Genomic DNA, 21,884 nt, shown 5'->3' with positions numbered 1-21,884 from the left:
TCCGCAGATCGTCAAAATACAAAAGCCACCCGATGATGCCGGGTGGCTTTTCTATTTTGGTGGAGTCGGCGGGAATCGAACCCGCGTCCAGAAGCACTCTACAGACAGTTCTACATACTTAGTGCTGCCATTTGATTTAATCCTGACGACGCGGACGCACACGCTGCGGCAGGACGAGTTACCTATTATTTAATCGAGAGTCAAGTAACCCGGCTCAAGACGATTCCATATGAATGTCCTTACTGCTGTTGCCAGCCCACCCTATGGACGAAGTGGTGTAAGGTTAGCCGGTATTAAGCGGCTAATGCGTACGAGTTATCGTTTGCAGTTATATAGTTCAGATTGTATTTACGAGGTAGTCTGGCCTCGGTATGCCCTGCGCTGCTTTGCAACCCCTGTCGAAACCTGGTCGACCCCTAAGCATTGCTAGTATATCCCATATATAGGTTGGTACGGAAGATTCAAGAGCCTACGGCCTGTAAATGTTTGCCGCGTACCAGTTCCAGCAGTTCCAGCGGGCTGTCGATGATGGCGTCGGCTTTCCAGTGTTTGGGTTCGGTTGCTCCACAATAACCCCAGGCGGCGGCGATGCTGGTCATGCCGGCGGCTTCCGCAGCCTGGATGTCGCGCAGGTCGTCGCCAACATACCAGCAATTTTCTGAGCGTATGCCCAGTTGCCTTGCGGCTTCCAGCAAGGGGGCAGGGTGGGGCTTTGAGTGGGGAGTGGTGTCGCCGGAGATGACGCAGCGCGCCTCCTGCAAATCCAGCAGCGGGATCAGCGGGCGTGTAAAGCGCATGGCTTTGTTGGTGACTATGCCCCAGGCAACGCCCATGACATCAAGGCCGCGCAAGAGGTCGGGCACTTGCTTGAACAGTTTGCTATGAACTGCGATGGCAGATTCATACTGATTTAAAAATTCAACGCGCATGGCTTCGTAGTCAGGATGATCTGGCTTGATGCCAAAACCAGCGCCCAGCAAACCTCGTGCACCGGCTGATGCATGGGGTCGCAAGCTTTGGTAATGGACGGGAGCAAGTTGGCGGTTTGCGCGCATGACATTGACTGCTGCTGCCAGGTCGGGTGCCGTATCCGCCAGGGTGCCGTCCAGGTCAAACAGTATTGCTAGTGGAGTTTGCATAGTAAAGTATCAAAGAGATCAAAAGCACGCGCTCACGTTTGATGAAGGCGTTTTGTTAAGTTCATTGAACACATCGGACTCATCAGGCTCATCAAATTTATCCGGTTCAAAGCGGGCGTGTACAGGCGACCATGTAGTTGACGCTGGTATCGGCATTCAGTGAGTAGATTTGGGTGAGGGGGTTATAACTCAAGCCCTTCATCGCATGTAATTCGAGACCTGCATTGCGTATGTCTTGTGACAATTCTGCCGGGGTGATGAACTTGGCATAGTCATGCGTGCCTTTGGGCAGCATTTGCAGCAGGTATTCTGCGCCGATGACGGCAAACAGATAGGCCTTGGCATTGCGGTTCAATGTCGAAAAGAATAAATGCCCACCAGGTTTGACCATCTTTGCACAGGCTTTAATGATGGATGCAGGGTCGGGTACGTGTTCCAGCATTTCCATGCAGGTGACGATGTCGAACTGGCCAGCTTCGGCTTCTGCCATGTCTTCGGCAGCGATTTTTTTATAGCGCACGTTGACGCCAGATTCCAGGCCATGCAGGTCGGCGACTTTGAGCGCCTTGTCAGACAGGTCTATGCCGGTGACAGTCGCGCCTTTTTTTGCCATGGCCTCAGCCAGGATGCCGCCGCCGCAACCGACGTCAATGACTTGTTTGCCCGCCAGCGGTGCACGCTGGTTGATCCATTCCAGCCGCAGGGGATTGATTTCATGCAGTGGTTTGAATTCGGAGGTGGGGTCCCACCAGCGATGGGCAAGTTCACTAAATTTCTGGATTTCTGCGGGATCAGCGTTCAAGGTCGACATGATGTGGTCTGAAGTGCCGGGTCAGGGCATGAGCTGCGAAACCGCTATTGTAGGCGATTCGGGGCTATACCGCATTGGCGGAAAATAAACATAGTATGGAAATGATTGAGAAGGGATTTGGACGAGATTTGGAAAAGGATTTGGAAGGGATTGGGGAAAGGATTTGTAACTTAGGCGGAAACGAAGCAGAAATGTATTAGTGCAGACCACAAATAAAAAAACCCGCCGAAGCGGGTTTTTTATTGAAGCCAGGCTTCGATTACTTAACGTTGCGTGTACCAACAACTTCGATTTCAACGCGACGGTTTTTAGCGCGACCTTCAGCTGTTTTATTGTCAGCTACTGGTTGTTTTTCGCCTTTGCCTTCGGTGTAAACACGGTTAGCTTCGATACCTTTGCTTACCAGGTAAGCTTTGACTGCTTCAGCGCGACGGATAGACAATTTTTGGTTGTATTCGTCAGAGCCTACAGAGTCAGTGTGACCAACAGCGATCACGACTTCCAGATTGATTGCTTTCAATTTGGATGCCATGTCGTCGAGTTTGACTTTAGCTTCTGGTTTCAGAACTGCTTTGTCAAAATCAAAGAATGCGTCAGCAGCAAATGTTACTTTTTCAGAAGTAGGTGCAGGTGGAACAACCGGTTTTGGTGGTTCAACTGGAGCTACAACTGGAGGTGGTGCTGGTGGTGTAGGCGGAGCTGGTTGTACTAATGGTGCATCGCAACCTGGAACTGCGTCAGCAGGAGTCCAGTAGCCAGTACGCCAGCACAGACCAAATGGGTCACGTGCAATTACACCGCGACCATCTTGTACATAGGCGCTGTGTGGCTTGTTGGCCATAATGTCTTGCTGTGCGGAAGCAGAAAAGGATGCTACTGCGGACGCTGCGATAACGAGCTTGACTAAATTTTTCATATTTCTCCTCTCGGGTGAGATTATTACCGCAGATGAACTGCGCAATGATTACTGCATAAAACCAGATATTAACACGGCGATGATGACATTACTATTTCGTCAAACATCATCACAGCCATAAATCAACATTCGTTCTATTTTGCCATAGTCATCCATATAAAGACGAAAATTGTTAAATAGACAAAGTTACAGTTAGTTAAATATGTCGTATTTTGACAACGAAATGTATGGTTTGGCAAGCTAATATCAATTCCGGAGCAGAAATGTTTTGTTTTTGATCATAAATTAGACTGGTTTTCTCCGGTGAAATTATTTGGCCAAACCACGTCCTTCAATGACGATGCGCCTGTTTGGTGCAAGGCATTCTGTCAGTTTTGCTTTCGGCAATTTGTCATCGCAAGCCTTGATTTGCTGGGTTTTGCCCATGCCCATGGTATCCATAGGAGCATTTAAACCCTTGCTGGCTAGGTAGGCTATGACGGCATCAGCATTCTTTTCAGATAATTTCTGGGTTTGCGCATGGCTGCCTATCAGGTCGGTATGGCCACTGACGACGATCAGGTCAACTTTGGTGCAATTTGCCAGTTTGGCCATGACTTCATTGTCAATTCGCTCTTTACCCTTGCTATTAAGTACAGATAATTGTACAGATTTTTTGTGTTCAAAAATTTCATCGCTTTGCAGGGTGAGGGCAAAGTCACAGCGTTTGGGCGGTGTTGGCGGGACAGGCGCTATTGCCGGAGCTGGGGGCGTCATGGGTGCAGCAGCAGGGGGTGATTCTGCACTTTGCGCGGCAGACGCTGGTGCGCTGGCTTGGGCAAGTGCCGTTGCAGCAGGCAGGGCAAATGCTGCGAGCACACAAAGTGCCGTCAATTTTTTTAACATGGTTGTCTCCGTGGGGGGATTAATTATCTGTCAGGTGTTTTTATTATGCTTTTGATTAAATCATATAAATTTGCACCCCGGCTGTCATTTGAATGACAGTGTTGCATGCTGATAGTTGGCTATTTTGCAGGCTATTGGCTGTGTTTGGTCGACTTAATTGCTATAAATGGAATTCGGAGGGGGAGGCATGTTAGAATCAAGAGTTAAACGTCAGTCTTTAGCAGTCTCTTTAGCAATCTTAAATAGACGTTATTAAAGACGTTATTAATTAACCAAGCTCTAATTCGCCGGCCGCCAATGGATCAATTCGCAAAAGAAACACTCCCGATTTCCCTTGAAGAAGAAATGCGCAAAAGCTATCTCGATTACGCGATGAGCGTTATCGTAGGTCGTGCTTTGCCGGATGTGCGTGATGGCTTAAAGCCTGTGCATCGTCGCGTATTGTTCGCGATGCACGAAATGAACAATGTCTATAACCGCCCCTTCGTCAAATGTGCGCGTGTGGTGGGTGAGGTCATGGGTAAGTACCATCCCCATGGCGATGCCTCCATTTACGACACGCTGGTGCGTATGGCGCAGGACTTTTCCCTGCGTTATACCCTGGTCGATGGACAGGGTAACTTTGGTTCCATCGACGGCGACAATGCTGCGGCGATGCGTTATACCGAGTGTCGCCTGGACAAGATTGCCAATGAAATCCTGGCAGATATCGAAAAAGAAACGGTCGATTTCGTCCCCAACTATGATGGCAAGGAAAGAGAGCCTTCAGTTCTGCCTACCCGCATCCCGAATCTGCTGATCAACGGCGCATCTGGTATTGCAGTGGGTATGGCGACGAATATCCCGCCACATAATATTACCGAGATCATCAACGGTGCCCTGCATGTCTTGCGCAATAGTGATTGCACGATCGATGAACTGATCGAGATCATCCCCGCGCCTGATTTCCCTACTGGCGGCATTATCTACGGTGTGTCTGGTGTGCGCGATGGTTACCGCACGGGTCGTGGCCGTGTGGTCATGCGCGCCAAGACGCACTTTGAAGAGTTTGGCAAAGAAAACCGCACGGCACTGATCGTTGATGAGCTGCCATACCAGGTTAACAAAAAATCCCTGCTGGAACGTATCGCTGAGCTGGTACGTGACAAAAAGCTTGATGGTATTTCTGATATCCGCGATGAATCCGATAAATCGGGTATGCGCGTGGTGATCGAGCTCAAGCGTGGTGAAGTACCAGACGTAGTACTGAACAATCTGTACAAGCAAACGCAGTTGCAAGACACCTTCGGCATGAACATGGTGGCGCTGGTGAATGGCCAGCCTAAATTGCTGAACCTGAAGGAAATGCTGTCCTGCTTCCTGTCGCATCGCCGTGAAGTAGTAACACGCCGCACCCTGTTTGAACTGCGCAAGGCACGTGAGCGTGGTCATGTGCTGGAAGGTCTGGCAGTTGCGCTGGCGAATATTGATGACTTTATCGCCATCATCCGCGCTGCGCCTACGCCACCGATCGCGAAACAGGAATTGATGACTCGTGCCTGGGATAGTTCCATGGTGCGCGAGATGCTGACGCGTACTGCGGCTGACAATTTAGCTGGCATTGATGCTTTCCGCCCTGAGAATTTGCCCAAGCATTACGGCATACAGCCAGATGGCCTGTATAAATTGTCTGACGACCAGGCGCAAGAAATCCTGCAAATGCGTTTGCAGCGCTTGACCGGTCTGGAGCAAGACAAGATCGTCAATGAATACAAAGACGTTATGGCAGAAATCGCCGATTTGCTGGATATCTTGTCCAAGCCAGAGCGCGTCACTGTCATCATCACTGATGAACTGACCCTGGCCCGCAATGAATACGGCGAAGGCAATAAAGACGTACGCCGTTCAGAAATCACCCATAACGCCACAGACCTGGGTACAGAAGACCTGATCACGCCGCAAGACATGGTCGTGACCCTGTCGCATACCGGCTATATGAAGTCGCAACCCTTGTCTGAATACCGCGCACAAAAACGCGGTGGCCGTGGCAAGCAGGCGACAGCGACCAAGGATGATGACTGGATTGAGCAACTGTTTGTGGCCAATACCCATGATTACATCCTGTGCTTCAGTAACCGTGGCCGCATGTACTGGCTGAAGGTATGGGAAGTACCACAAGGCTCGCGTACTTCACGCGGTAAGCCTATCGTGAACATGTTCCCATTGCAGGACGGTGAAAAAATCACGGTCATCCTGCCTTTGTCTGGCGATAACCGCACTTTCCCTGAAGACCATTATGTCTTCATGTCCACCAGTCTGGGCACGGTCAAGAAAACACCTTTGACTGACTTCAGCAACCCGCGTAAAGCCGGCATTATTGCGGTTGACCTGGACGAAGGCGATTTCCTCATTGGTGCTGCGCTGACCGATGGCAAGCATGACGTCATGCTGTTCTCTGATTCTGGCAAGGCAGTACGCTTTGATGAAAATGATGTCCGTCCTATGGGCCGTACCGCCCGTGGCGTACGTGGTATGAATCTGGATGAAGGTCAGCAGGTCATTGCCTTGCTGGTAGCTGAGAATGAACAGCAATCTGTATTGACTGCAACTGAAAACGGTTACGGCAAACGTACGCCTATCACTGAATACACCCGCCATGGCCGTGGTACCAAGGGCATGATCGCGATTCAGACTTCCGAGCGTAATGGCAAGGTTGTAGCCGCTACTCTGGTCGACACTACCGATGAAATCATGTTGATCACTACTGGCGGCATCCTTATCCGTACCCGCGTTTCCGAAATTCGTGAAATGGGCCGTGCAACCCAGGGTGTGACCCTGATTGCGGTGGAAGATGGCACCAAGCTGTCTGGTCTGCAACGTATCGTGGAAACGGATGCTGATGTAGATGCTGTACTGGAAGCAGGCGACGTTGGTGAAGCCGGTGCCGATGCTGGCGCAAATGAAGCGGAAGGCAACGCACCAGAAGCCGACGCAGCGGAGTAAAGCATCATGACGACGATCTACAATTTCTCTGCAGGCCCGGCAGTATTGCCGAAAGAGGTATTGCAGCAAGCTGCTGCCGAAATGCTGGATTGGCATGGCAGTGGCATGTCCGTCATGGAAATGAGCCATCGTGGGCCAGAATTCATGTCCATCCTCGCTGCTGCGCAAAGCGATTTGCGCGAGCTGCTGGCGGTGCCGGACAATTATAAGATCCTGTTCATGCAAGGCGGTGGCCTGGGCGAAAACGCCATCGTTCCCATGAACCTCATGGGGCGCAAGCCGCAGCCTGCAACGGCAGATTTTGTGCATACCGGTTCCTGGACGGGCAAGTCCATCAAGGAAGCAAAAAAATACGGTAATGTGAACATCGCTGCTTCTGGTGAAGCCAGCGGCTACACCACAGTGCCGCCACGTGACAGCTGGAAATTGACACCCGATGCTGCCTACGTGCATCTGTGTACCAATGAAACCATCGATGGTGTTGAATATCAGTTTGCCCCCGATGTGGCGGCAGAAACCGGTGGAGCGCCTATCGTTGCCGACATGTCTTCGCACATTCTGTCGCGCGTGATTGATGTATCGAAATACGGCGTCATCTTTGGTGGTGCGCAAAAGAATATCGGCCCGGCAGGTTTGACCATCGTCATCGTGCGCGAAGATTTGCTCGGCCATGCCTTGCCCATCTGCCCGTCTGCCTTTGACTGGAAAATCGTTGCCGACAATGATTCCATGTATAACACCCCGCCAACCTATGCGATTTATATCGCTGGCCTGGTTTTCCAGTGGCTCAAGCAGCAGGGCGGTGTGGCGGCGCTGGAGCAAAAGAATATTGCCAAGTCCAGCCTGCTGTATGGCTACCTGGATTCCACAGGTTTTTATGAAAACCGAGTAGAGAAGGGCAGCCGTTCGCGTATGAATGTGCCTTTTTACCTGAAAGATGAAAGCCTGAATGCGGCATTCCTGGCAGAAGCCAAGGCGAATGGCCTGTTGCAATTGAAAGGCCATAAATCAGTAGGCGGCATGCGTGCCTCGATTTATAACGCCATGCCTATAGAGGGCGTACAGGTACTGATCAGTTTTATGCATGATTTCGCCAAAAGAAATTCATAAGCCTTGAGCTTAAAAACAGCATTTAAGACATGCAGCGTCTGTTTTGTTTACTATAGACAGACGCCGCTAACATTATTTTCATCGTCAGCCCTTTCTGAGCATGGTACTCACCATCACCTGGAAACCGTGGCGCTGATGAACCAGGTCAAAAGCCCGGCGAAAAAAGCATATCCGGCATGGCAGTCATGCGCTACAGTATTACTGCCTGCCCACACCCTATCAAACACGGTTTTTAGGTCATTATGAGCGACAATAAATTACTCCCCCTGCGCATCAAGATTGATGCCATCGATGCACAAATCCTGGATTTGCTGAACCAGCGCGCCCGCGTGGCCGAAGAAGTTGGCCATGTCAAGGCAGAAACCAATGCGCCAGTGTTTCGCCCTGAACGTGAAGCGCAAGTCTTGCGCGGCGTGGCTGAACGCAATCCCGGCCCCTTGCTGAGCGATGATATACAACTGATCTTCCGCGAAATCATGTCGGCCTGCCGTGCGCTGGAGCGTCGCGTGGTCGTGGCTTTCCTTGGCCCTGTCGGCACTTTCAGTGAGCAGGCAGTCTACAAGCAGTTTGGTCATGCTATCCAGCCTTTGCCTTGCGTATCTATTGATGAAGTTTTCCGTGCGACTGAAGCAGGTACGGCAGACTTTGGCGTCGTGCCTATCGAGAATTCCTCCGAGGGCGCGATCAACCGTACCCTGGACCTGCTTTTGCAAACCAGCCTGGCCATCAGTGGTGAACTGGCGATACCTGTACAACATAGCCTGATGAGCAAGTCTGGCAATATGGAAGGCGTCAGCCGTATCTGTGCCCATTCGCAGGCTTTGGCACAATGCCAGGCCTGGCTGAACCAGCATTTCCCTCATGTGGAAAGACATGCCGTGGCATCTAATGCCGAGGCAGCACGCATGGCCAGTGGTGACTATACCGTGGCGGCGATTGCCAGTGAAATTGCTGGTCATCAGTACAATCTTGGCATAGTCTCCGCCCATATCCAGGATGACCCGCATAACCGTACCCGTTTTGCTGTCATTGGCCGTTTGCGTACCACGCCTAGCGGCAAGGACCAGACTTCCATCGTGCTGGCGACGCCGAACAAGGCGGGTGCTGTCTACAATCTGCTGGCACCATTGGAAAAACATGGCGTCTCGATGACACGTTTTGAGTCACGTCCTGCAAGAACCGGCAATTGGGAATATTATTTCTATGTAGACGTAGAAGGTCATGTGATGGATGCCAAGGTAGAAGCCGCTATGGCCGAGCTCAATGACAAGGCAGCTTTCTTCAAGGTGCTGGGTTCTTACCCTTGTACAGTGTGAGTGCCTGATGCAAAAAGTTTTTCAACGCATAGCAATTTTTGGCGTAGGTTTGATTGGTGGCTCATTTGCCCTGGCTTTGAAAAAAGCAGGGGCAGTTGAGCAGATAGTCGGGGTAGGGCGCAGCCAGGCTTCGCTGGAAAAAGCGCAGCAACTGGGCATCATCGATGAAATAGCCTTGAATGCCGAGCAGGCATTGCGTAACTGTGACCTGGTGCTGATTGCAGCGCCAGTGGCACAAACCGGCGCGATATTGAAGGCGATTTATCCTCACCTGCAGCCGGGTACGATAGTCACGGATGCTGGCAGCACCAAGGCCGATGTGGTTGCCGCTGCACGCGCCAGCCTGGCTGAAAAGATCGCGCAGTTTGTACCAGCGCATCCGATAGCCGGGCGTGAATTGAATGGGCCTGAGGCTGCACTGGTGGATTTGTATGTCGGCAAAAAGGCCGTCATCACCCGTCTGCCAGAAAATAGCGATGCTGATGTGGCGAGAGTGGCCTGGGCATGGCAGCAATGCGGTGCCATCATCCATCATCTGGAACCTGCTGCACATGACGGTGTATTTGCCGCAGTCAGCCATTTGCCGCATTTGCTGGCCTATGCCCTGGTCGATGATATTGCCCGCAAGCCGCATGCGGATACCTTGTTCCAGTATGCCGCCAGTGGCTTTCGCGACTTTACCCGCATTGCCGGTTCATCGCCAGAAATGTGGCGTGACATCAGCCTGGCGAACCGTGCTGCGATGCTGCAGGAACTGGATTCGTATACTGCCCGCCTGTCCATCTTGCGCCAGCATCTGGTGGATGCCGACAGTGACGGCATAGAAGGTATTTACGCCAATGCCCAGCGTGCGCGCCATAACTGGATCAGCGCGATTGAGGCAGCCGAGAAACAGCAGCGTGAAGGTGGGGATTGAAAGAGATTAGCTCTGCTCTACATCGACAAACTCAGAATTGAATACGACCATGACACAAGCAAGCAAACATTATCCGCATTACCTTGATCTGCAACCTGTGATGCAGGTGCAGGGCACGGTCAAATTGCCGGGCTCCAAAAGTATTTCCAACCGTACTCTTTTGCTGGCAGCGCTGGCAGAGGGCAAGACCCAAATCATGGATTTGCTGGCATCTGATGACACGCTGGTCATGCTGAACGCCCTGACGCAACTGGGCGTGCACTGGGAGCAGGATGGCGATAGCCAGAATTACACGGTAGAAGGTGTCAAAGGCCATTTCCCAAAACACCAAGCTGATCTGTTCATGGGCAATGCCGGTACTGCAATACGCCCGCTGGTTGGTGCATTGGCCGTATTGGGTGGCGATTACACCATCCATGGCGTGCACCGCATGCATGAGCGTCCTATCGGTGACCTGGTTGATGCATTGAATGAAGCCGGTGCACAGATAGAATATACCGGCAACCCCGGCTATCCACCTTTGCATATACGCCGTGGCCATATCCATGCCCAGCGTTTGCAAGTGAAGGGTAATGTCTCCAGCCAGTTCCTGACGGCCTTGTTGATGGCTGCACCTTTGATGGCGCGTGAGCATGATGTGACGATAGAAGTGATGGGCGAGCTGATTTCCAAGCCTTACATAGAAATTACCCTGAACCTCATGCAAAAATTTGGCGTGACGGTAGAGCGTGATGGCTGGCAGGCATTCACAGTCACAAAAGGCCAGCATTATGTGTCGCCTGGCGTTATCCACGTTGAAGGTGATGCTTCTTCTGCATCCTATTTCCTGGCAGCAGGTGCCATTGCTGGCGGGCCTATCCGGGTCGAGGGTGTAGGCAAGTCCAGCATACAGGGCGATGTGCGTTTTGCCGAAGCGCTGGAAAAAATGGGCGCAACGATTACCCGTGGCGATAACTGGATAGAAGCCAGCTCGAATGGTGTCTTACAGGCCATAGATATGGATTTTAACCATATCCCCGATGCTGCCATGACAATAGCGGTCGCTGCCCTGTATACCAATGGCACCACGACCCTGCGTAATATCGCCAGCTGGCGCGTCAAGGAAACCGACCGCCTGTCCGCCATGGCAACAGAATTGCGCAAGCTGGGCGCAATAGTGGAAGAGGGCGCAGATTATATGACGGTGACGCCGCCTGAGCATATCTTGCCTGCAACTATCGATACTTACGATGATCACCGCATGGCCATGTGCTTCTCTTTGGCCAGTCTCGATGGTCGTGCCCGCAGGGGTGCTACTATGCGCATCAATGATCCAAAATGCGTGGCCAAGACTTTTCCTGATTATTTTGAAGTCTTTGCCAAGATTAATCACAAAGATTTGTTTTAAAGGTTCTTATTGCACCTATGGCATCTATGACTGCGCCTAGTCCTGTTATTACAATTGATGGCCCTACCGCATCCGGCAAGGGCACGGTGGCACACAGGGTGGCCAAGCATCTGGGTTTTCATTACCTGGATTCTGGTGCCCTGTACCGCCTGACTGCCTTGATGGCTACCCGCCATGGCATCGCGCTTGAAGATGAAACTGCCATTGCCAGCATGGCAAGAACCCTGCCTTGCCGTTTTGTCCACGGCCATGTTTTTCTTGAAGATGCTGACGTTACCGATGCCGTGCGGGCAGAAGAAGTCGGTGTGGCTGCTTCCCGCATTGCCGTTTTGCCAGCAGTTCGCCAGGCGCTGGTTGATTTGCAGGTGGCTTTTCGCTATACGCCTGGCCTGGTCGCTGACGGGCGCGATATGGGGACGGTCATCTTTCCTGATGCCAGCTTAAAAGTTTTCTTAACAGCAAGTGCTGAGGCGCGCGCAAGCCGTCGATATAAGCAATTGATTGAAAAGGGAATTTCTGCTAATATGGAAAACTTGGTAAAAGATTTGATGGAACGTGATGCGAGAGATAGTGCCCGCACCACAGCGCCGCTCAAGCCCGCGCCAGACGCGATCATCCTGGATACATCTGAATTAACCGCTGAAGAAGCTGTCAATAAAGTGTTGGTCTGGTATGCGCAAACACAGACAAACAACGCCGTATAGGTAGCTTAGGTAATAAGTAGCTGGTGAAGTCTGCATGTGTCGTTTCAAGTGCCTTTATTGACGCAAGGTTAATAAGGGGATGTTCAACCTAACCCGGTTAATAGTGCCTTTTGCACCGTTCCGGCTAACTTGTAAATACTATGTCTACTGTTTTTATGTCCCAAGATTTCGCAACCGGTGCAGATAGCTTCGCAGCTTTGTTCGAAGAATCCCTGTCACGTCAGGATATGCGTTCCGGTGAAGTGATTTCTGCTGAAGTCGTCCGTATCGACCACAACTTCGTGATCGTTAACGCTGGCTTGAAGTCTGAAGCCTTTATCCCTGTTGAAGAATTCAAAAACGACCAGGGTGACCTGGAAGTTAATATCGGCGATTTCGTTTCCGTAGCGATTGATTCGCTGGAAAACGGTTTCGGCGACACAATTTTGTCCCGTGACAAAGCTAAACGTCTGGCCTCCTGGCTCGCGCTGGAAAAAGCGCTGGAGTCTGGTGAGATCGTTACTGGTACAGTAAATGGCAAAGTAAAAGGTGGCTTGACTGTTCTGACGAACGGCATCCGCGCTTTCTTGCCAGGTTCTTTGGTTGATACACGCCCAGTTAAGGATACAACTCCTTACGAAGGCAAAACCATGGAATTCAAAGTTATCAAGCTCGACCGCAAACGTAACAACGTTGTGCTGTCCCGCCGCGCTGTTGTTGAAGCGTCCATGGGCGAAGAGCGTCAAAAACTGATGGAAACCCTGAAAGAAGGCACAGTGGTTACTGGTATTGTAAAAAATATCACTGACTACGGCGCGTTCGTTGATCTGGGCGGCATCGATGGCTTGTTGCATATCACTGATCTGGCATGGCGTCGTGTACGTCACCCTTCCGAGGTGTTGACAGTTGGTCAGGAAATCACTGCAAAAGTATTGAAATTCGACCAAGAGAAAAACCGTGTTTCCCTGGGCGTAAAACAATTGGGCGACGACCCATGGACAGGTTTGTCCCGTCGTTACCCAGCGAACACACGTCTGTTCGGTAAAGTAACGAACCTGACCGACTACGGCGCGTTCGTTGAAGTCGAGCAAGGTATCGAAGGCCTGGTTCACGTTTCCGAAATGGACTGGACTAACAAAAACGTTGCACCAAACAAAGTTGTTCAATTGGGCGACGAAGTTGAAGTCATGGTTCTGGAAATCGACGAAGAACGTCGTCGTATCAGCCTGGGCATGAAACAGTGCAAAGCCAATCCTTGGGATGATTTCGCGATCAACCACAAGAAAGGTGACAAAGTTCGCGGCGCGATCAAGTCCATCACTGACTTCGGCGTATTTATCGGTTTGTCTGGCAATATCGACGGTCTGGTACATTTGTCTGATCTGTCCTGGAACGAAACAGGCGAAGAAGCAGTTCGTCGTTTCAAGAAAGGTGACGAACTGGAAGCCATCGTTCTGGCTATCGATGTTGAGCGTGAGCGTGTTTCCCTGGGCGTTAAACAGCTGGAAGGCGACCCATTCAACAACTACTGCGCAATGAATGACAAAGGTGCAGTTGTCGTTGGTACAGTTAAATCTGTTGAAGCCAAAGGCGCAGTAATCCAGTTGGCAGACGACGTTGAAGGCTACCTGCGTGCATCCGAAATCTCCCGCGACCGCGTGGAAGATGCTGGTACACACCTGAAAGTCGGCGACAGTGTTGAAGCCCTGGTATTGAACATCGACCGCAAAGCTCGTGGTATCCAATTGTCTATCAAAGCTAAAGATAGCGTTGAAACACAAGAAGCTATGCAAAAAATGTCCGTTACTGATTCCAACGCAGCATCCGGCACAACCAGCCTGGGCGCTTTGTTGAAAGCCAAGCTCGACAATAAAAACTAAGCTTACGTCATAAGGTTTTCACTATGACTAAGTCGGAGCTGATAGCTCGTCTGGCAGAGCGATATCCGCAACTGGTAGCTAAAGATGTGGATATTGCTGTTAAAACCATACTCGACGCCATGTCGGATGCTTTGGCAACCGGGCAGCGCATAGAGATTCGTGGTTTTGGCAGCTTTGCACTGAACAGTCGTCCACCACGGATAGGTCGTAACCCCAAGTCCGGCGACAAGGTGATGGTCCCTGAAAAACGGGTGCCGCACTTTAAACCGGGCAAGGAATTGCGCGAACGTGTTGATGCCATGGTGGGGCAACCGATACACGATGACTAAGTCAGGTTGACTGGTCAAAGTTCGGGCTTCGACAGCGATGTAAAAATAAAAACGGCATATCGGTTTTCCGATATGCCGTTTTTTTTCAGTACAATGCTCTTTTCGGGATTAATTGCTTAATTGACGATTTCCCTGCTTATCCATCAAGGATGCATACATGAAATATATTTCAAGATTTTTCGCCATCGTGCTGTTTGTCCTGTTCTTTGGCTTTGCCTTGAAAAACGACCAGATTGTGACGCTGCAATATTTCTTTGGCTATCAGCAATCTGCACCACTGGTCATCATGCTGCTGGCTTTTTTTGCCGGTGGCGCTACGCTGGGCGCACTGGCCATGGTGCCTATGGTGTTCCGCCACAGACGTGATCTGCACAAGCATAAAAAGACGCTGGCAGAAATTGAAAAAGAACGTGAAGCAGCACAAAGGGCCAGCACACAAGCGCCCCAGCCTGATAGCATTCGCAATATCTGACACCTGCGCTGACACTTTTAGGCGCTGGTCGCAGCATATGGACACTGGCAAAAGAAGATCAACAGAGTAAGTTTGGCGCTCGCTCTCACATCGGCATCGCGTTGTTATCAACAATAAGAAGAAACACATATGGAATTTGAAATTTGGTGGCTGCTAGGCATACCCTTATTCTTTACCTTGGGCTGGAGCGCTGCGCGTATCGATATACGCCAGTTGATCTCTGAATCCCGCAGCCTGCCGCGTGGTTATTTCAAGGGCTTGAATTTCCTGCTCAATGACCAGCCCGACAAGGCCATTGATGCCTTTATCGATATCGTCAGGCTTGATCCTGAGGCGGTGGATTTACACTTCGCCCTCGGCAACCTGTTCCGCCGCCGTGGCGAGACTGAACGCGCTATCCGCGTGCATCAAAACCTGCTGGCCAGGCCGGATTTGCCTACCGAACAAAAAAACCAGGCCATGTATGAGCTGGGCCAGGATTACCTGAAAGCCGGATTACTCGACCGTGCTGAAGAAACCTATAACTTGCTCGTCAACAGTTCGTTTGAAGCCCAGGCCAGACGCGCCCTGCTGGAAATTTACCAGCGTGAAAAAGAATGGGCGCGCGCGATAGAAGCCGCCAATGCCTTGCAGGAATGCGGCGCTGGTGGCCGTCAAAAAGAGATCGCCCAGTTTTACTGCGAAATTGCCCAGGATGAGCTGGTGCATACCAATACCGATGCCGCCTTGGCCAACCTTGAAAAAGCACTCGCAGCAGACCGCAACAATGTACGCGCCATCATCCTCATGGGCGACGTGTATATGGCTAATGGCGATACTGAGATTGCCTTGTCCACCTGGTGCAGGGTAGAGCAGCAAAGCGTGCCGCATGTTGCCCTGGTGGCGCAGCGCCTGATGGATGCATACCGCAAGCTCGACAAGTCGCAAGAAGGATTGAACCTGCTCAAGAATTACCTGGCAGAGGCACCATCGATAGATTTACTGGAAGTCGCCTTCAAGGCCACGCTGGAGCTGGAAGGTGTGGAAGCCGTCAATAGTCTTGTCAGCGAAGAATTGCGCCGCACCCCAACCCTGCTGGGTCTGGACAAATTGCTGGATGGCCGCATCATGGTGGTGCCGCCTGAAGTCAGGCCGGAACTGGCCATCATCAAGAATCTGGTGCACGGCTATGCACAAAAGCTGGCGCGTTATCAGTGCTCCAATTGCGGTTTCAAGGCCAGGCAATTTTATTGGCATTGCCCTGGCTGCAGTAAATGGGAAACTTATCCACCACGTCGGACAGAAGAGCTGAACGTCATGAATTAATAAACTCTGCATGTCTGAGCGCAGACTGATTTGCGCAAGGCTTCAGGGATATTCGTTAAGTGTAAAGAATCTTGAATAAGGGCTGTGATCTGAAATTCTATATGGATGACTAGATATTTGGGTGCACAGAATGACTTATTTTTATTTGGTGATCAAAAAATGAAAATCACAATTATTGGTACAGGTTATGTCGGTCTGGTCACAGGTGCCTGCCTGGCTGAATTGGGTAATGATGTGTTTTGCCTGGATGTTGACCAGCGCAAGATTGATATCCTCAATAACGGCGGCATCCCCATCCATGAGCCGGGCCTGGAAGAAATCGTCGCACGCAACCGTGCTGCGGGCCGCATACAGTTTTCTACTGATGTCGAAGCCAGCGTAAAACATGGTGATGTGCAGTTCATCGCTGTCGGTACACCTCCGGATGAAGATGGTTCTGCTGATTTGCAATACGTCGTGGCTGCGGCAAAAAATATTGGCAAGTACATGACGAACTTCAAGGTCGTCGTTGACAAGTCTACCGTGCCTGTCGGTACGGCGGACCGCGTAAGCGCTGCCATCGCTGCTGAATTGACGGCACGTTCGGTGACGGCAGAATTCTCAGTGGTCTCCAATCCAGAATTCCTGAAAGAAGGCGCAGCAGTAGAAGACTTCATGCGCCCTGACCGCATCGTTATTGGTTGCGACCAGACGCCGCAAGGCGAAAAAGCCCGCAGCCAGATGAAGAAGTTGTATGCGCCTTTCAACCGCAACCATGAACGCACTTACTGGATGGATGTACGCTCGGCAGAGTTCACCAAGTATGCAGCGAACGCCATGCTGGCGACTCGCATCTCTTTCATGAATGAGCTGGCCAATCTGGCTGACCATGTCGGTGCCGATATTGAAGCTGTGCGTCACGGCATAGGCTCTGACCCGCGCATAGGTCACAGCTTTTTGTATGCTGGTTGTGGTTATGGTGGTTCCTGCTTCCCTAAAGATGTGCAGGCGCTGGAACGTACTGCCCAGGACTATGGGTTGAATCTCCTGATCCTGCAGGCGGTAGAAGCCGTCAATGCACGTCAAAAACAGGTACTCGGCAAGAAGATACAGCAGCGCTTTGGCGAAAACCTCAGTGGCCGTCATTTCGCCATCTGGGGCCTTGCATTCAAACCGAATACCGATGATATGCGGGCTGCGTCATCCCGTGTCTTGCTGGGTGAATTATTGCGCGCTGGTGCGACGGTAGCAGTGTATGACCCGGTTTCCATGCAGGAAGCCAAGCGCGTATTTGAACTGGATTTCTACGATGCGCCAGAATTGCTGGCATCCATACGCTATGCAGCCAACCCCATGGATGCACTGCTTGAAGCCGATGCACTGGCCATTGTCACTGAATGGAAGGCCTTCCGCAGCCCGGATTTTGATGAGGTCAAGGCACGCCTGAAACAGCCGGTGGTGTTTGATGGCCGCAACCTGTTTGAGCCCACGGTCATGACCGAACTGGGCATTGAATACCACGGCATAGGCCGCTCCGTATTGACGAATAAATGACAAATAAATGACGAACAAATAATGCAGAATATGGATGCAAAGAAAAATACAGCAATGAAGCGTATTCTGGTTGCTGGCGATGTCATGCTGGACAGATACTGGTTTGGCGAAGTCAACCGCATATCACCCGAAGCCCCGGTGCCCATTGTGCGCGTGGAAAAAAGTGAAGAGCGTCTTGGCGGTGCTGCCAATGTGGCCCGCAATGCCGTCGCCCTGGGCGTACAGGCTGCCTTGATGGGTGTCATCGGCGATGATGATGCAGGTAATAGCATGGAGCGTTTGCTGAAGACTTCAGGCATCGAGGCTTACCTCAGTCGTGACCAGCAAATCTCTACCATTATCAAGCTGCGCGTTATTGGCAGGCAGCAGCAGTTGCTACGCATTGATTTTGAAGAGCGCCCGACTGAACATGTCTTGCGTGACAAACTGAATCGCTTCAACTCCTTGCTGACCGGTTACGATGTCGTCGTCTTGTCCGACTATGCCAAGGGCAGCCTGGTGAACGTCAGCGCCATGATTGCTGCAGCAAAGGCCGCAGGCAAGATCGTGCTGGTGGACCCCAAGGGCAGCGACTTCAAACGCTATGCCGGTGCCAGCTTGTTGACACCGAACAAGTCTGAGTTAAAGCAAATCATCGGTGACTGGCCAAATGAAGAGGAGCTGACAACCAGGGCCCAGCAATTGCGCGCAGATTTGCAAATCGATGCCTTGCTGCTGACCCGCTCAGAAGAGGGCATGACCCTGTTCACGGCTGATGGTGTGACCCATGTACCAGCCATGGCGCGTGAAGTATTTGATGTCTCTGGTGCAGGTGATACCGTCATCGCCACCATGGCCGTCATGCTGGCGCAAGGTAAGTCCATGCAAGAGGCTGTGGTGATTGCCAACCGTGCTGGCGGCATCGTGGTTGGCAAGCTGGGTACGGCTACGGTGACGCGGGAAGAGTTGTTTCCTGAGGCTGTGCAATGAGCCTGATGGCTGACTCGCATGCCAGTTCAGTGATACAGATGAGGCGTACATTCAAGCATGCAAGCTAAGGTGTATTCGCTAAGACTTGACCTGACACAATCTGTTAGATGAGTTGGAGTTCTAAGGGCCGCTGCCAGCTGCAAGCCTAGCTCAATACAATATCTCTTTGGTTTAATTTGCAGTATGGAAATAAGTTTTGAACGTCACTTCGATGCTGAATTAAAGGCACTTTACGATGATGGCTTGGATGTAAGCTTTGGCGGCGAAACGCTCGCGTTTACCCAGCAAGGTAGAGTTTTGATTTACTGGATAGATGAGCTAAGCCCCAATTATGCATTCCTCAAAGAGGGTACTATTGATGGAGTTAGTTGCCAGCCAAGGATAAGTCCAGCTCATCCTGGTTCGGGAGCGTATCAAGTTACCAAAGAGGACCAGCTATTTGTTCAAAGTCTGCGGTTTTTAAGTAGCGAGCGAGCAGTTATATATGTCTGCTTGTATCACGGCCCTTCCGGGAGCTACAAACAGAGTCCAATGACAGACTTTCTGTGACTCGAAGTTTCGCAACGGGACGGATGTCGCTGCTCGTCAGTCGGACGCGGTGTGTCAGATCAAGTGTGAGCTATAACAGCCAAGGGTATTAATATGTCTGCCTTGAGTATCAAACAACTCCTTCTCGCGGTAAGCTCAGCTTTGCTAATGGCAGCATCTTGCCGCGCATCGCCGCTGGAAGATAAACCTGCCGGGGCTATCTTGGACGCTGCGTCTGCGCAGATTGAGAACGCTTTTTCTCCTGATGCCAAGGCCGAGGAATTGGTGCTCAAGGTAATCAATGCCGCTGTCTCCAGTATCAGATTAGCGGCCTACTCGTTTAGTTCGCCAACCGTGGTCAAGGCACTGCTAGACGCAAAAAAGCGCGGCGTCAATATCATGGTGCTGGTCGATTATCGTCGTAACCAGAAAAAACCTAATTGGGCAGCCTTGAACCGCCTTGTCGTGGCAGGCATCGCTACGCGTACTATTTCTGTGTATGCGATTCATCATGACAAGTACATCATCGCGGATGAACAGACCGTCCAGAACGGCAGCTTCAATTACACCCGTGATGCGGCAGAAGATAACAGCGAAAATGTCATCGTGTTCTGGCGGAATCCAGAGTTGGCGAAGTCATTTCTTCGCCACTGGGAAAGCCGTTGGTCTGCGGGAGTGGATTATAAAACTATGCCACAGGCAAAGTAGCCATTAACAAATTTTGAAATGCTTCAGGCAATCGCCCCAAAGCGAAAGCTTGATGCCACCACGCCGCCAAAGATGTTTTCTTCATGATAAACACAACTGGCAACTTCATCTTCTGCCGCACCGACTGCCACCATCAGTGGCAATAAATGTTCTTCCCTGGGATGGGCAACCCGTGCTGCCGGTGCTTCTTCCCAATGGATCAGGCGGGCGACTCTTTCGGTCGTGCTGCTGGCGATCAGGCTGTCCTGCAACCAGTCATCAAAACTTGATGAAGGTTCTTTCGCCAGCGGGCCAAAGCGCCGCAGGTTATGGTAGCTGAGGCCACTGCCTATGATCAGTATGCCCTCATCACGCAAAGGGGCAAGTGCACGTCCCAGTGCCAGGTGTTCTGCCGGGTCCAATCCCATGCGCAGTGATAATTGCACGACCGGCATATCAGCCTCTGGGTACATTACGGCCAGCGGCGCAAATGCACCGTGGTCAAAACCACGTTGCGCATCCGGCTGTGCGGGCAAACCTGCATCCTTGATCAAGCCCATTACCCGTTCTGCCAATTCAGGCGAACCTGGGGCCGAATAATGCACCTTGTAGGTATGTTCAGGAAAACCGCCATAGTCATATAGCATGCCTGGCCAGGGATTTGTCATGACCTTGAACGCGCTTTCTTCCCAGTGGGCTGAGATCATCAAGATGGCCTTGGGCTTGTACGGCAATTGCCGTGGCATATCCACCAGTGATTCTTCCAGCACATGCATGGTTTTACGCATGTCTTCCATGTAAGGCCAGGGGCCGCCGCCATGCGAGATAAAATAGGTAGGCAATTTCATATGAGTATCCTCTACAGGTCATTTGGTGCCGGGGCTTGCTTTTTCCAAGTAAATTTCATAAAACCCAATGTAATTCATCATAATGTTTCCTGATCAGGAAATCGATGGTGGTAAAGTAATTGTATTGTTTCCAAAAAGTGCAACAATGATCAATTGAGCCATGAGGAGCATGATATGGATGAGCTTGATATCAATGGCATCAGGGTATTTCGTGAGATTGTCGAGTCCGGCAGCTTTACCGCTGCGGCTGACAGGCTGGGCATGGCCGCGCCCATGGTCAGCAAACATATCGCCAGACTGGAGCGCAAGCTGGGGGCCAGGTTGCTAAACCGGAGCAGCCGCAGCATGAGCCTGACTGAGGCGGGCAAGGATTTCTTTGCGCAGGGCAGGCAGGCGCTGGATATACTTGATGCTGCTGTCGCTTCGCTTGCACAAGAAAGCGGGCCACCACGCGGTGAGTTGAAGATCAGTGCTCCCGTCTGGTGTGCCAACCCCGGTTTTGCCAGGGTGCTGGCAGATTTTCGTGAAAATTATCCCGAGGTCAGACTGGACTTGCACCTCGATAACCATATGGTAGATCTGGTGGCAGATGGCTTTGATCTGGCCCTGAGGGCGACCGATGAACCATCACCCGCCCTGATCGCCAGGCGCTTGTGCAAGGTCGACTTCCATTTGGTGGCCACACCAGAGTTTGTGAAAAAGCTGGACGCTGGCAAAAAAGACGAGCCCATTACCGTGGCGATGATATTACCCAATTATGTGCAATTGGAAAGATTCCACCTGCCAGTACAAACACAGGGTGCGTCACTCAAGCTGGATGCCATCATGAAGTGCGGTGACACGACGCTGAGTTATCACTGCGTACTGGCGGGCATGGGTGCCGCATTTTTACCTCAGTGGCTGGTGGACGACGATCTTGCTTCTGGCCGTTTGCAACTGGTGGCCGGTAATGAACCGGGTTTTGCCGGCAGTCTTTATGCGGTCTATGCCAGCCGCCGCCAGATGCCACCCAAGTTGCGATGCTTCATCGATTTTTTGATAGACAGGCTGGGCGATTAGTCATACTGACATTAAATTGTGGAATACTTGTCAACGGAATTAATCCAGTGCCGTTGTTAGCTACATAGCCAGCTATAAAAGACAGGCTATGTCGTTTAAAAATTCGCTTTAAATATCGCTTAAAAAAAT

Annotated in this window: 19 protein-coding genes and 1 other RNA gene; 14 read left to right on the top strand and 6 right to left on the bottom strand. The window is 51.3% G+C overall.

Annotation, left to right across the window (positions count from 1 at the left end; all coding sequences use genetic code 11):
• Positions 1-57: 57 nt before the first annotated feature.
• The 5 genes from ssrA to ACO0LD_RS03560 all read right to left on the bottom strand — a co-directional run bounded on the left by ssrA (position 58) and on the right by ACO0LD_RS03560 (position 3,751).
• Positions 58-417: a transfer-messenger RNA gene (gene ssrA / locus ACO0LD_RS03580) on the bottom strand.
• Positions 418-461: 44 nt separating this feature from the next.
• Positions 462-1,139 carry an HAD family hydrolase gene (locus tag ACO0LD_RS03575; RefSeq protein WP_423003768.1) on the bottom strand — a complete coding sequence of 226 codons (678 nt, stop codon included), beginning with the start codon at positions 1,137-1,139 and terminating at the stop codon, positions 462-464.
• A 106-nt stretch (positions 1,140-1,245) separates the two neighbouring features.
• The gene (ubiG, locus tag ACO0LD_RS03570; protein ID WP_423003766.1) at positions 1,246-1,950 is read right to left on the bottom strand and encodes a bifunctional 2-polyprenyl-6-hydroxyphenol methylase/3-demethylubiquinol 3-O-methyltransferase UbiG; all 705 of its coding nucleotides are present in this window, start codon (positions 1,948-1,950) and stop codon (positions 1,246-1,248) included.
• 259 nt (positions 1,951-2,209) lie between these two features.
• A complete protein-coding gene (ompA, locus tag ACO0LD_RS03565; protein WP_423003764.1) occupies positions 2,210-2,866 on the bottom strand; it encodes an outer membrane protein OmpA in 657 nt (218 codons plus the stop codon).
• Positions 2,867-3,175: 309 nt separating this feature from the next.
• Complete coding sequence (locus ACO0LD_RS03560) at positions 3,176-3,751, bottom strand: OmpA family protein (RefSeq protein ID WP_423003762.1); 576 nt, start codon at positions 3,749-3,751, stop codon at positions 3,176-3,178.
• Between the two features lie 297 nt (positions 3,752-4,048).
• Here ACO0LD_RS03560 and gyrA point away from each other — a divergent pair, with 297 nt between their 5' ends.
• The 13 genes from gyrA to ACO0LD_RS03495 all read left to right on the top strand — a co-directional run bounded on the left by gyrA (position 4,049) and on the right by ACO0LD_RS03495 (position 19,869).
• Positions 4,049-6,733 carry a DNA gyrase subunit A gene (gyrA, locus tag ACO0LD_RS03555; protein WP_423003760.1) on the top strand — a complete coding sequence of 895 codons (2,685 nt, stop codon included), beginning with the start codon at positions 4,049-4,051 and terminating at the stop codon, positions 6,731-6,733.
• A 6-nt stretch (positions 6,734-6,739) separates the two neighbouring features.
• Entirely contained in the window at positions 6,740-7,843 is a 1,104-nt protein-coding gene (gene serC / locus ACO0LD_RS03550; RefSeq protein ID WP_423003758.1) for a 3-phosphoserine/phosphohydroxythreonine transaminase, read from the top strand.
• Positions 7,844-8,085: 242 nt separating this feature from the next.
• Positions 8,086-9,159 (top strand): prephenate dehydratase, encoded by a 1,074-nt coding sequence (gene pheA, locus ACO0LD_RS03545; protein WP_422942727.1) that lies wholly within the window; start codon positions 8,086-8,088, stop codon positions 9,157-9,159.
• 7 nt (positions 9,160-9,166) lie between these two features.
• Positions 9,167-10,075, top strand: a complete 909-nt coding sequence (locus ACO0LD_RS03540) for a prephenate dehydrogenase (RefSeq protein WP_423003756.1) — start codon at positions 9,167-9,169, stop codon at positions 10,073-10,075.
• A 49-nt stretch (positions 10,076-10,124) separates the two neighbouring features.
• Positions 10,125-11,462 (top strand): 3-phosphoshikimate 1-carboxyvinyltransferase, encoded by a 1,338-nt coding sequence (aroA, locus tag ACO0LD_RS03535; RefSeq protein WP_423003754.1) that lies wholly within the window; start codon positions 10,125-10,127, stop codon positions 11,460-11,462.
• A gap of 26 nt (positions 11,463-11,488) precedes the next feature.
• Positions 11,489-12,166 carry a (d)CMP kinase gene (cmk, locus tag ACO0LD_RS03530; protein ID WP_423003752.1) on the top strand — a complete coding sequence of 226 codons (678 nt, stop codon included), beginning with the start codon at positions 11,489-11,491 and terminating at the stop codon, positions 12,164-12,166.
• Positions 12,167-12,321: 155 nt separating this feature from the next.
• Positions 12,322-14,025, top strand: coding sequence for a 30S ribosomal protein S1 (gene rpsA, locus ACO0LD_RS03525; RefSeq protein WP_186952926.1), 1,704 nt, complete (start codon positions 12,322-12,324; stop codon positions 14,023-14,025).
• Positions 14,026-14,048: 23 nt separating this feature from the next.
• The gene (locus tag ACO0LD_RS03520) at positions 14,049-14,354 is read left to right on the top strand and encodes an integration host factor subunit beta (protein WP_110256992.1); all 306 of its coding nucleotides are present in this window, start codon (positions 14,049-14,051) and stop codon (positions 14,352-14,354) included.
• A gap of 157 nt (positions 14,355-14,511) precedes the next feature.
• Entirely contained in the window at positions 14,512-14,826 is a 315-nt protein-coding gene (locus ACO0LD_RS03515; protein WP_162042230.1) for a LapA family protein, read from the top strand.
• Between the two features lie 129 nt (positions 14,827-14,955).
• A complete protein-coding gene (gene lapB, locus ACO0LD_RS03510; protein ID WP_423003750.1) occupies positions 14,956-16,131 on the top strand; it encodes a lipopolysaccharide assembly protein LapB in 1,176 nt (391 codons plus the stop codon).
• A 159-nt stretch (positions 16,132-16,290) separates the two neighbouring features.
• Positions 16,291-17,664, top strand: a complete 1,374-nt coding sequence (locus ACO0LD_RS03505) for a UDP-glucose dehydrogenase family protein (RefSeq protein WP_423003748.1) — start codon at positions 16,291-16,293, stop codon at positions 17,662-17,664.
• Positions 17,665-17,718: 54 nt separating this feature from the next.
• The gene (rfaE1, locus tag ACO0LD_RS03500; protein ID WP_423003746.1) at positions 17,719-18,633 is read left to right on the top strand and encodes a D-glycero-beta-D-manno-heptose-7-phosphate kinase; all 915 of its coding nucleotides are present in this window, start codon (positions 17,719-17,721) and stop codon (positions 18,631-18,633) included.
• 642 nt (positions 18,634-19,275) lie between these two features.
• Complete coding sequence (locus tag ACO0LD_RS03495; protein ID WP_423003744.1) at positions 19,276-19,869, top strand: phospholipase D family protein; 594 nt, start codon at positions 19,276-19,278, stop codon at positions 19,867-19,869.
• Between the two features lie 23 nt (positions 19,870-19,892).
• On the opposite strand, the gene ACO0LD_RS03490 is transcribed toward ACO0LD_RS03495, so the two are convergent.
• A complete protein-coding gene (locus ACO0LD_RS03490) occupies positions 19,893-20,696 on the bottom strand; it encodes a DODA-type extradiol aromatic ring-opening family dioxygenase (RefSeq protein WP_423003742.1) in 804 nt (267 codons plus the stop codon).
• Positions 20,697-20,870: 174 nt separating this feature from the next.
• On the opposite strand from ACO0LD_RS03490, the gene ACO0LD_RS03485 reads away from it, so the two are divergent.
• Complete coding sequence (locus ACO0LD_RS03485) at positions 20,871-21,755, top strand: LysR family transcriptional regulator (protein ID WP_423003740.1); 885 nt, start codon at positions 20,871-20,873, stop codon at positions 21,753-21,755.
• Positions 21,756-21,884: the final 129 nt, after the last annotated feature.

Source organism: Undibacterium sp. Ji83W (genome assembly GCF_049340385.1).
Lineage (GTDB): Bacteria > Pseudomonadota > Gammaproteobacteria > Burkholderiales > Burkholderiaceae_D > Undibacterium.
Note: the sequence above shows the minus strand (reverse complement) of the source record. Positions and strands in the feature narration are given on the sequence as shown.

Coding starts and splice junctions, on each gene's coding strand:
- ACO0LD_RS03495 (WP_423003744.1), top strand. CDS start 19,276: ATGTCTGCCTTGAGTATCAAACAACTCCTTCTCGCGGTAAGCTCAGCT.
- rpsA (WP_186952926.1), top strand. CDS start 12,322: ATGTCCCAAGATTTCGCAACCGGTGCAGATAGCTTCGCAGCTTTGTTC.
- ACO0LD_RS03515 (WP_162042230.1), top strand. CDS start 14,512: ATGAAATATATTTCAAGATTTTTCGCCATCGTGCTGTTTGTCCTGTTC.
- ACO0LD_RS03575 (WP_423003768.1), bottom strand. CDS start 1,139: ATGCAAACTCCACTAGCAATACTGTTTGACCTGGACGGCACCCTGGCG.
- ACO0LD_RS03560 (WP_423003762.1), bottom strand. CDS start 3,751: ATGTTAAAAAAATTGACGGCACTTTGTGTGCTCGCAGCATTTGCCCTG.
- ACO0LD_RS03485 (WP_423003740.1), top strand. CDS start 20,871: ATGGATGAGCTTGATATCAATGGCATCAGGGTATTTCGTGAGATTGTC.
- ACO0LD_RS03540 (WP_423003756.1), top strand. CDS start 9,167: ATGCAAAAAGTTTTTCAACGCATAGCAATTTTTGGCGTAGGTTTGATT.
- gyrA (WP_423003760.1), top strand. CDS start 4,049: ATGGATCAATTCGCAAAAGAAACACTCCCGATTTCCCTTGAAGAAGAA.
- ubiG (WP_423003766.1), bottom strand. CDS start 1,950: ATGTCGACCTTGAACGCTGATCCCGCAGAAATCCAGAAATTTAGTGAA.
- aroA (WP_423003754.1), top strand. CDS start 10,125: ATGACACAAGCAAGCAAACATTATCCGCATTACCTTGATCTGCAACCT.
- ACO0LD_RS03490 (WP_423003742.1), bottom strand. CDS start 20,696: ATGAAATTGCCTACCTATTTTATCTCGCATGGCGGCGGCCCCTGGCCT.
- ACO0LD_RS03520 (WP_110256992.1), top strand. CDS start 14,049: ATGACTAAGTCGGAGCTGATAGCTCGTCTGGCAGAGCGATATCCGCAA.
- cmk (WP_423003752.1), top strand. CDS start 11,489: ATGACTGCGCCTAGTCCTGTTATTACAATTGATGGCCCTACCGCATCC.
- ompA (WP_423003764.1), bottom strand. CDS start 2,866: ATGAAAAATTTAGTCAAGCTCGTTATCGCAGCGTCCGCAGTAGCATCC.
- ACO0LD_RS03505 (WP_423003748.1), top strand. CDS start 16,291: ATGAAAATCACAATTATTGGTACAGGTTATGTCGGTCTGGTCACAGGT.
- pheA (WP_422942727.1), top strand. CDS start 8,086: ATGAGCGACAATAAATTACTCCCCCTGCGCATCAAGATTGATGCCATC.
- lapB (WP_423003750.1), top strand. CDS start 14,956: ATGGAATTTGAAATTTGGTGGCTGCTAGGCATACCCTTATTCTTTACC.
- rfaE1 (WP_423003746.1), top strand. CDS start 17,719: ATGAAGCGTATTCTGGTTGCTGGCGATGTCATGCTGGACAGATACTGG.
- serC (WP_423003758.1), top strand. CDS start 6,740: ATGACGACGATCTACAATTTCTCTGCAGGCCCGGCAGTATTGCCGAAA.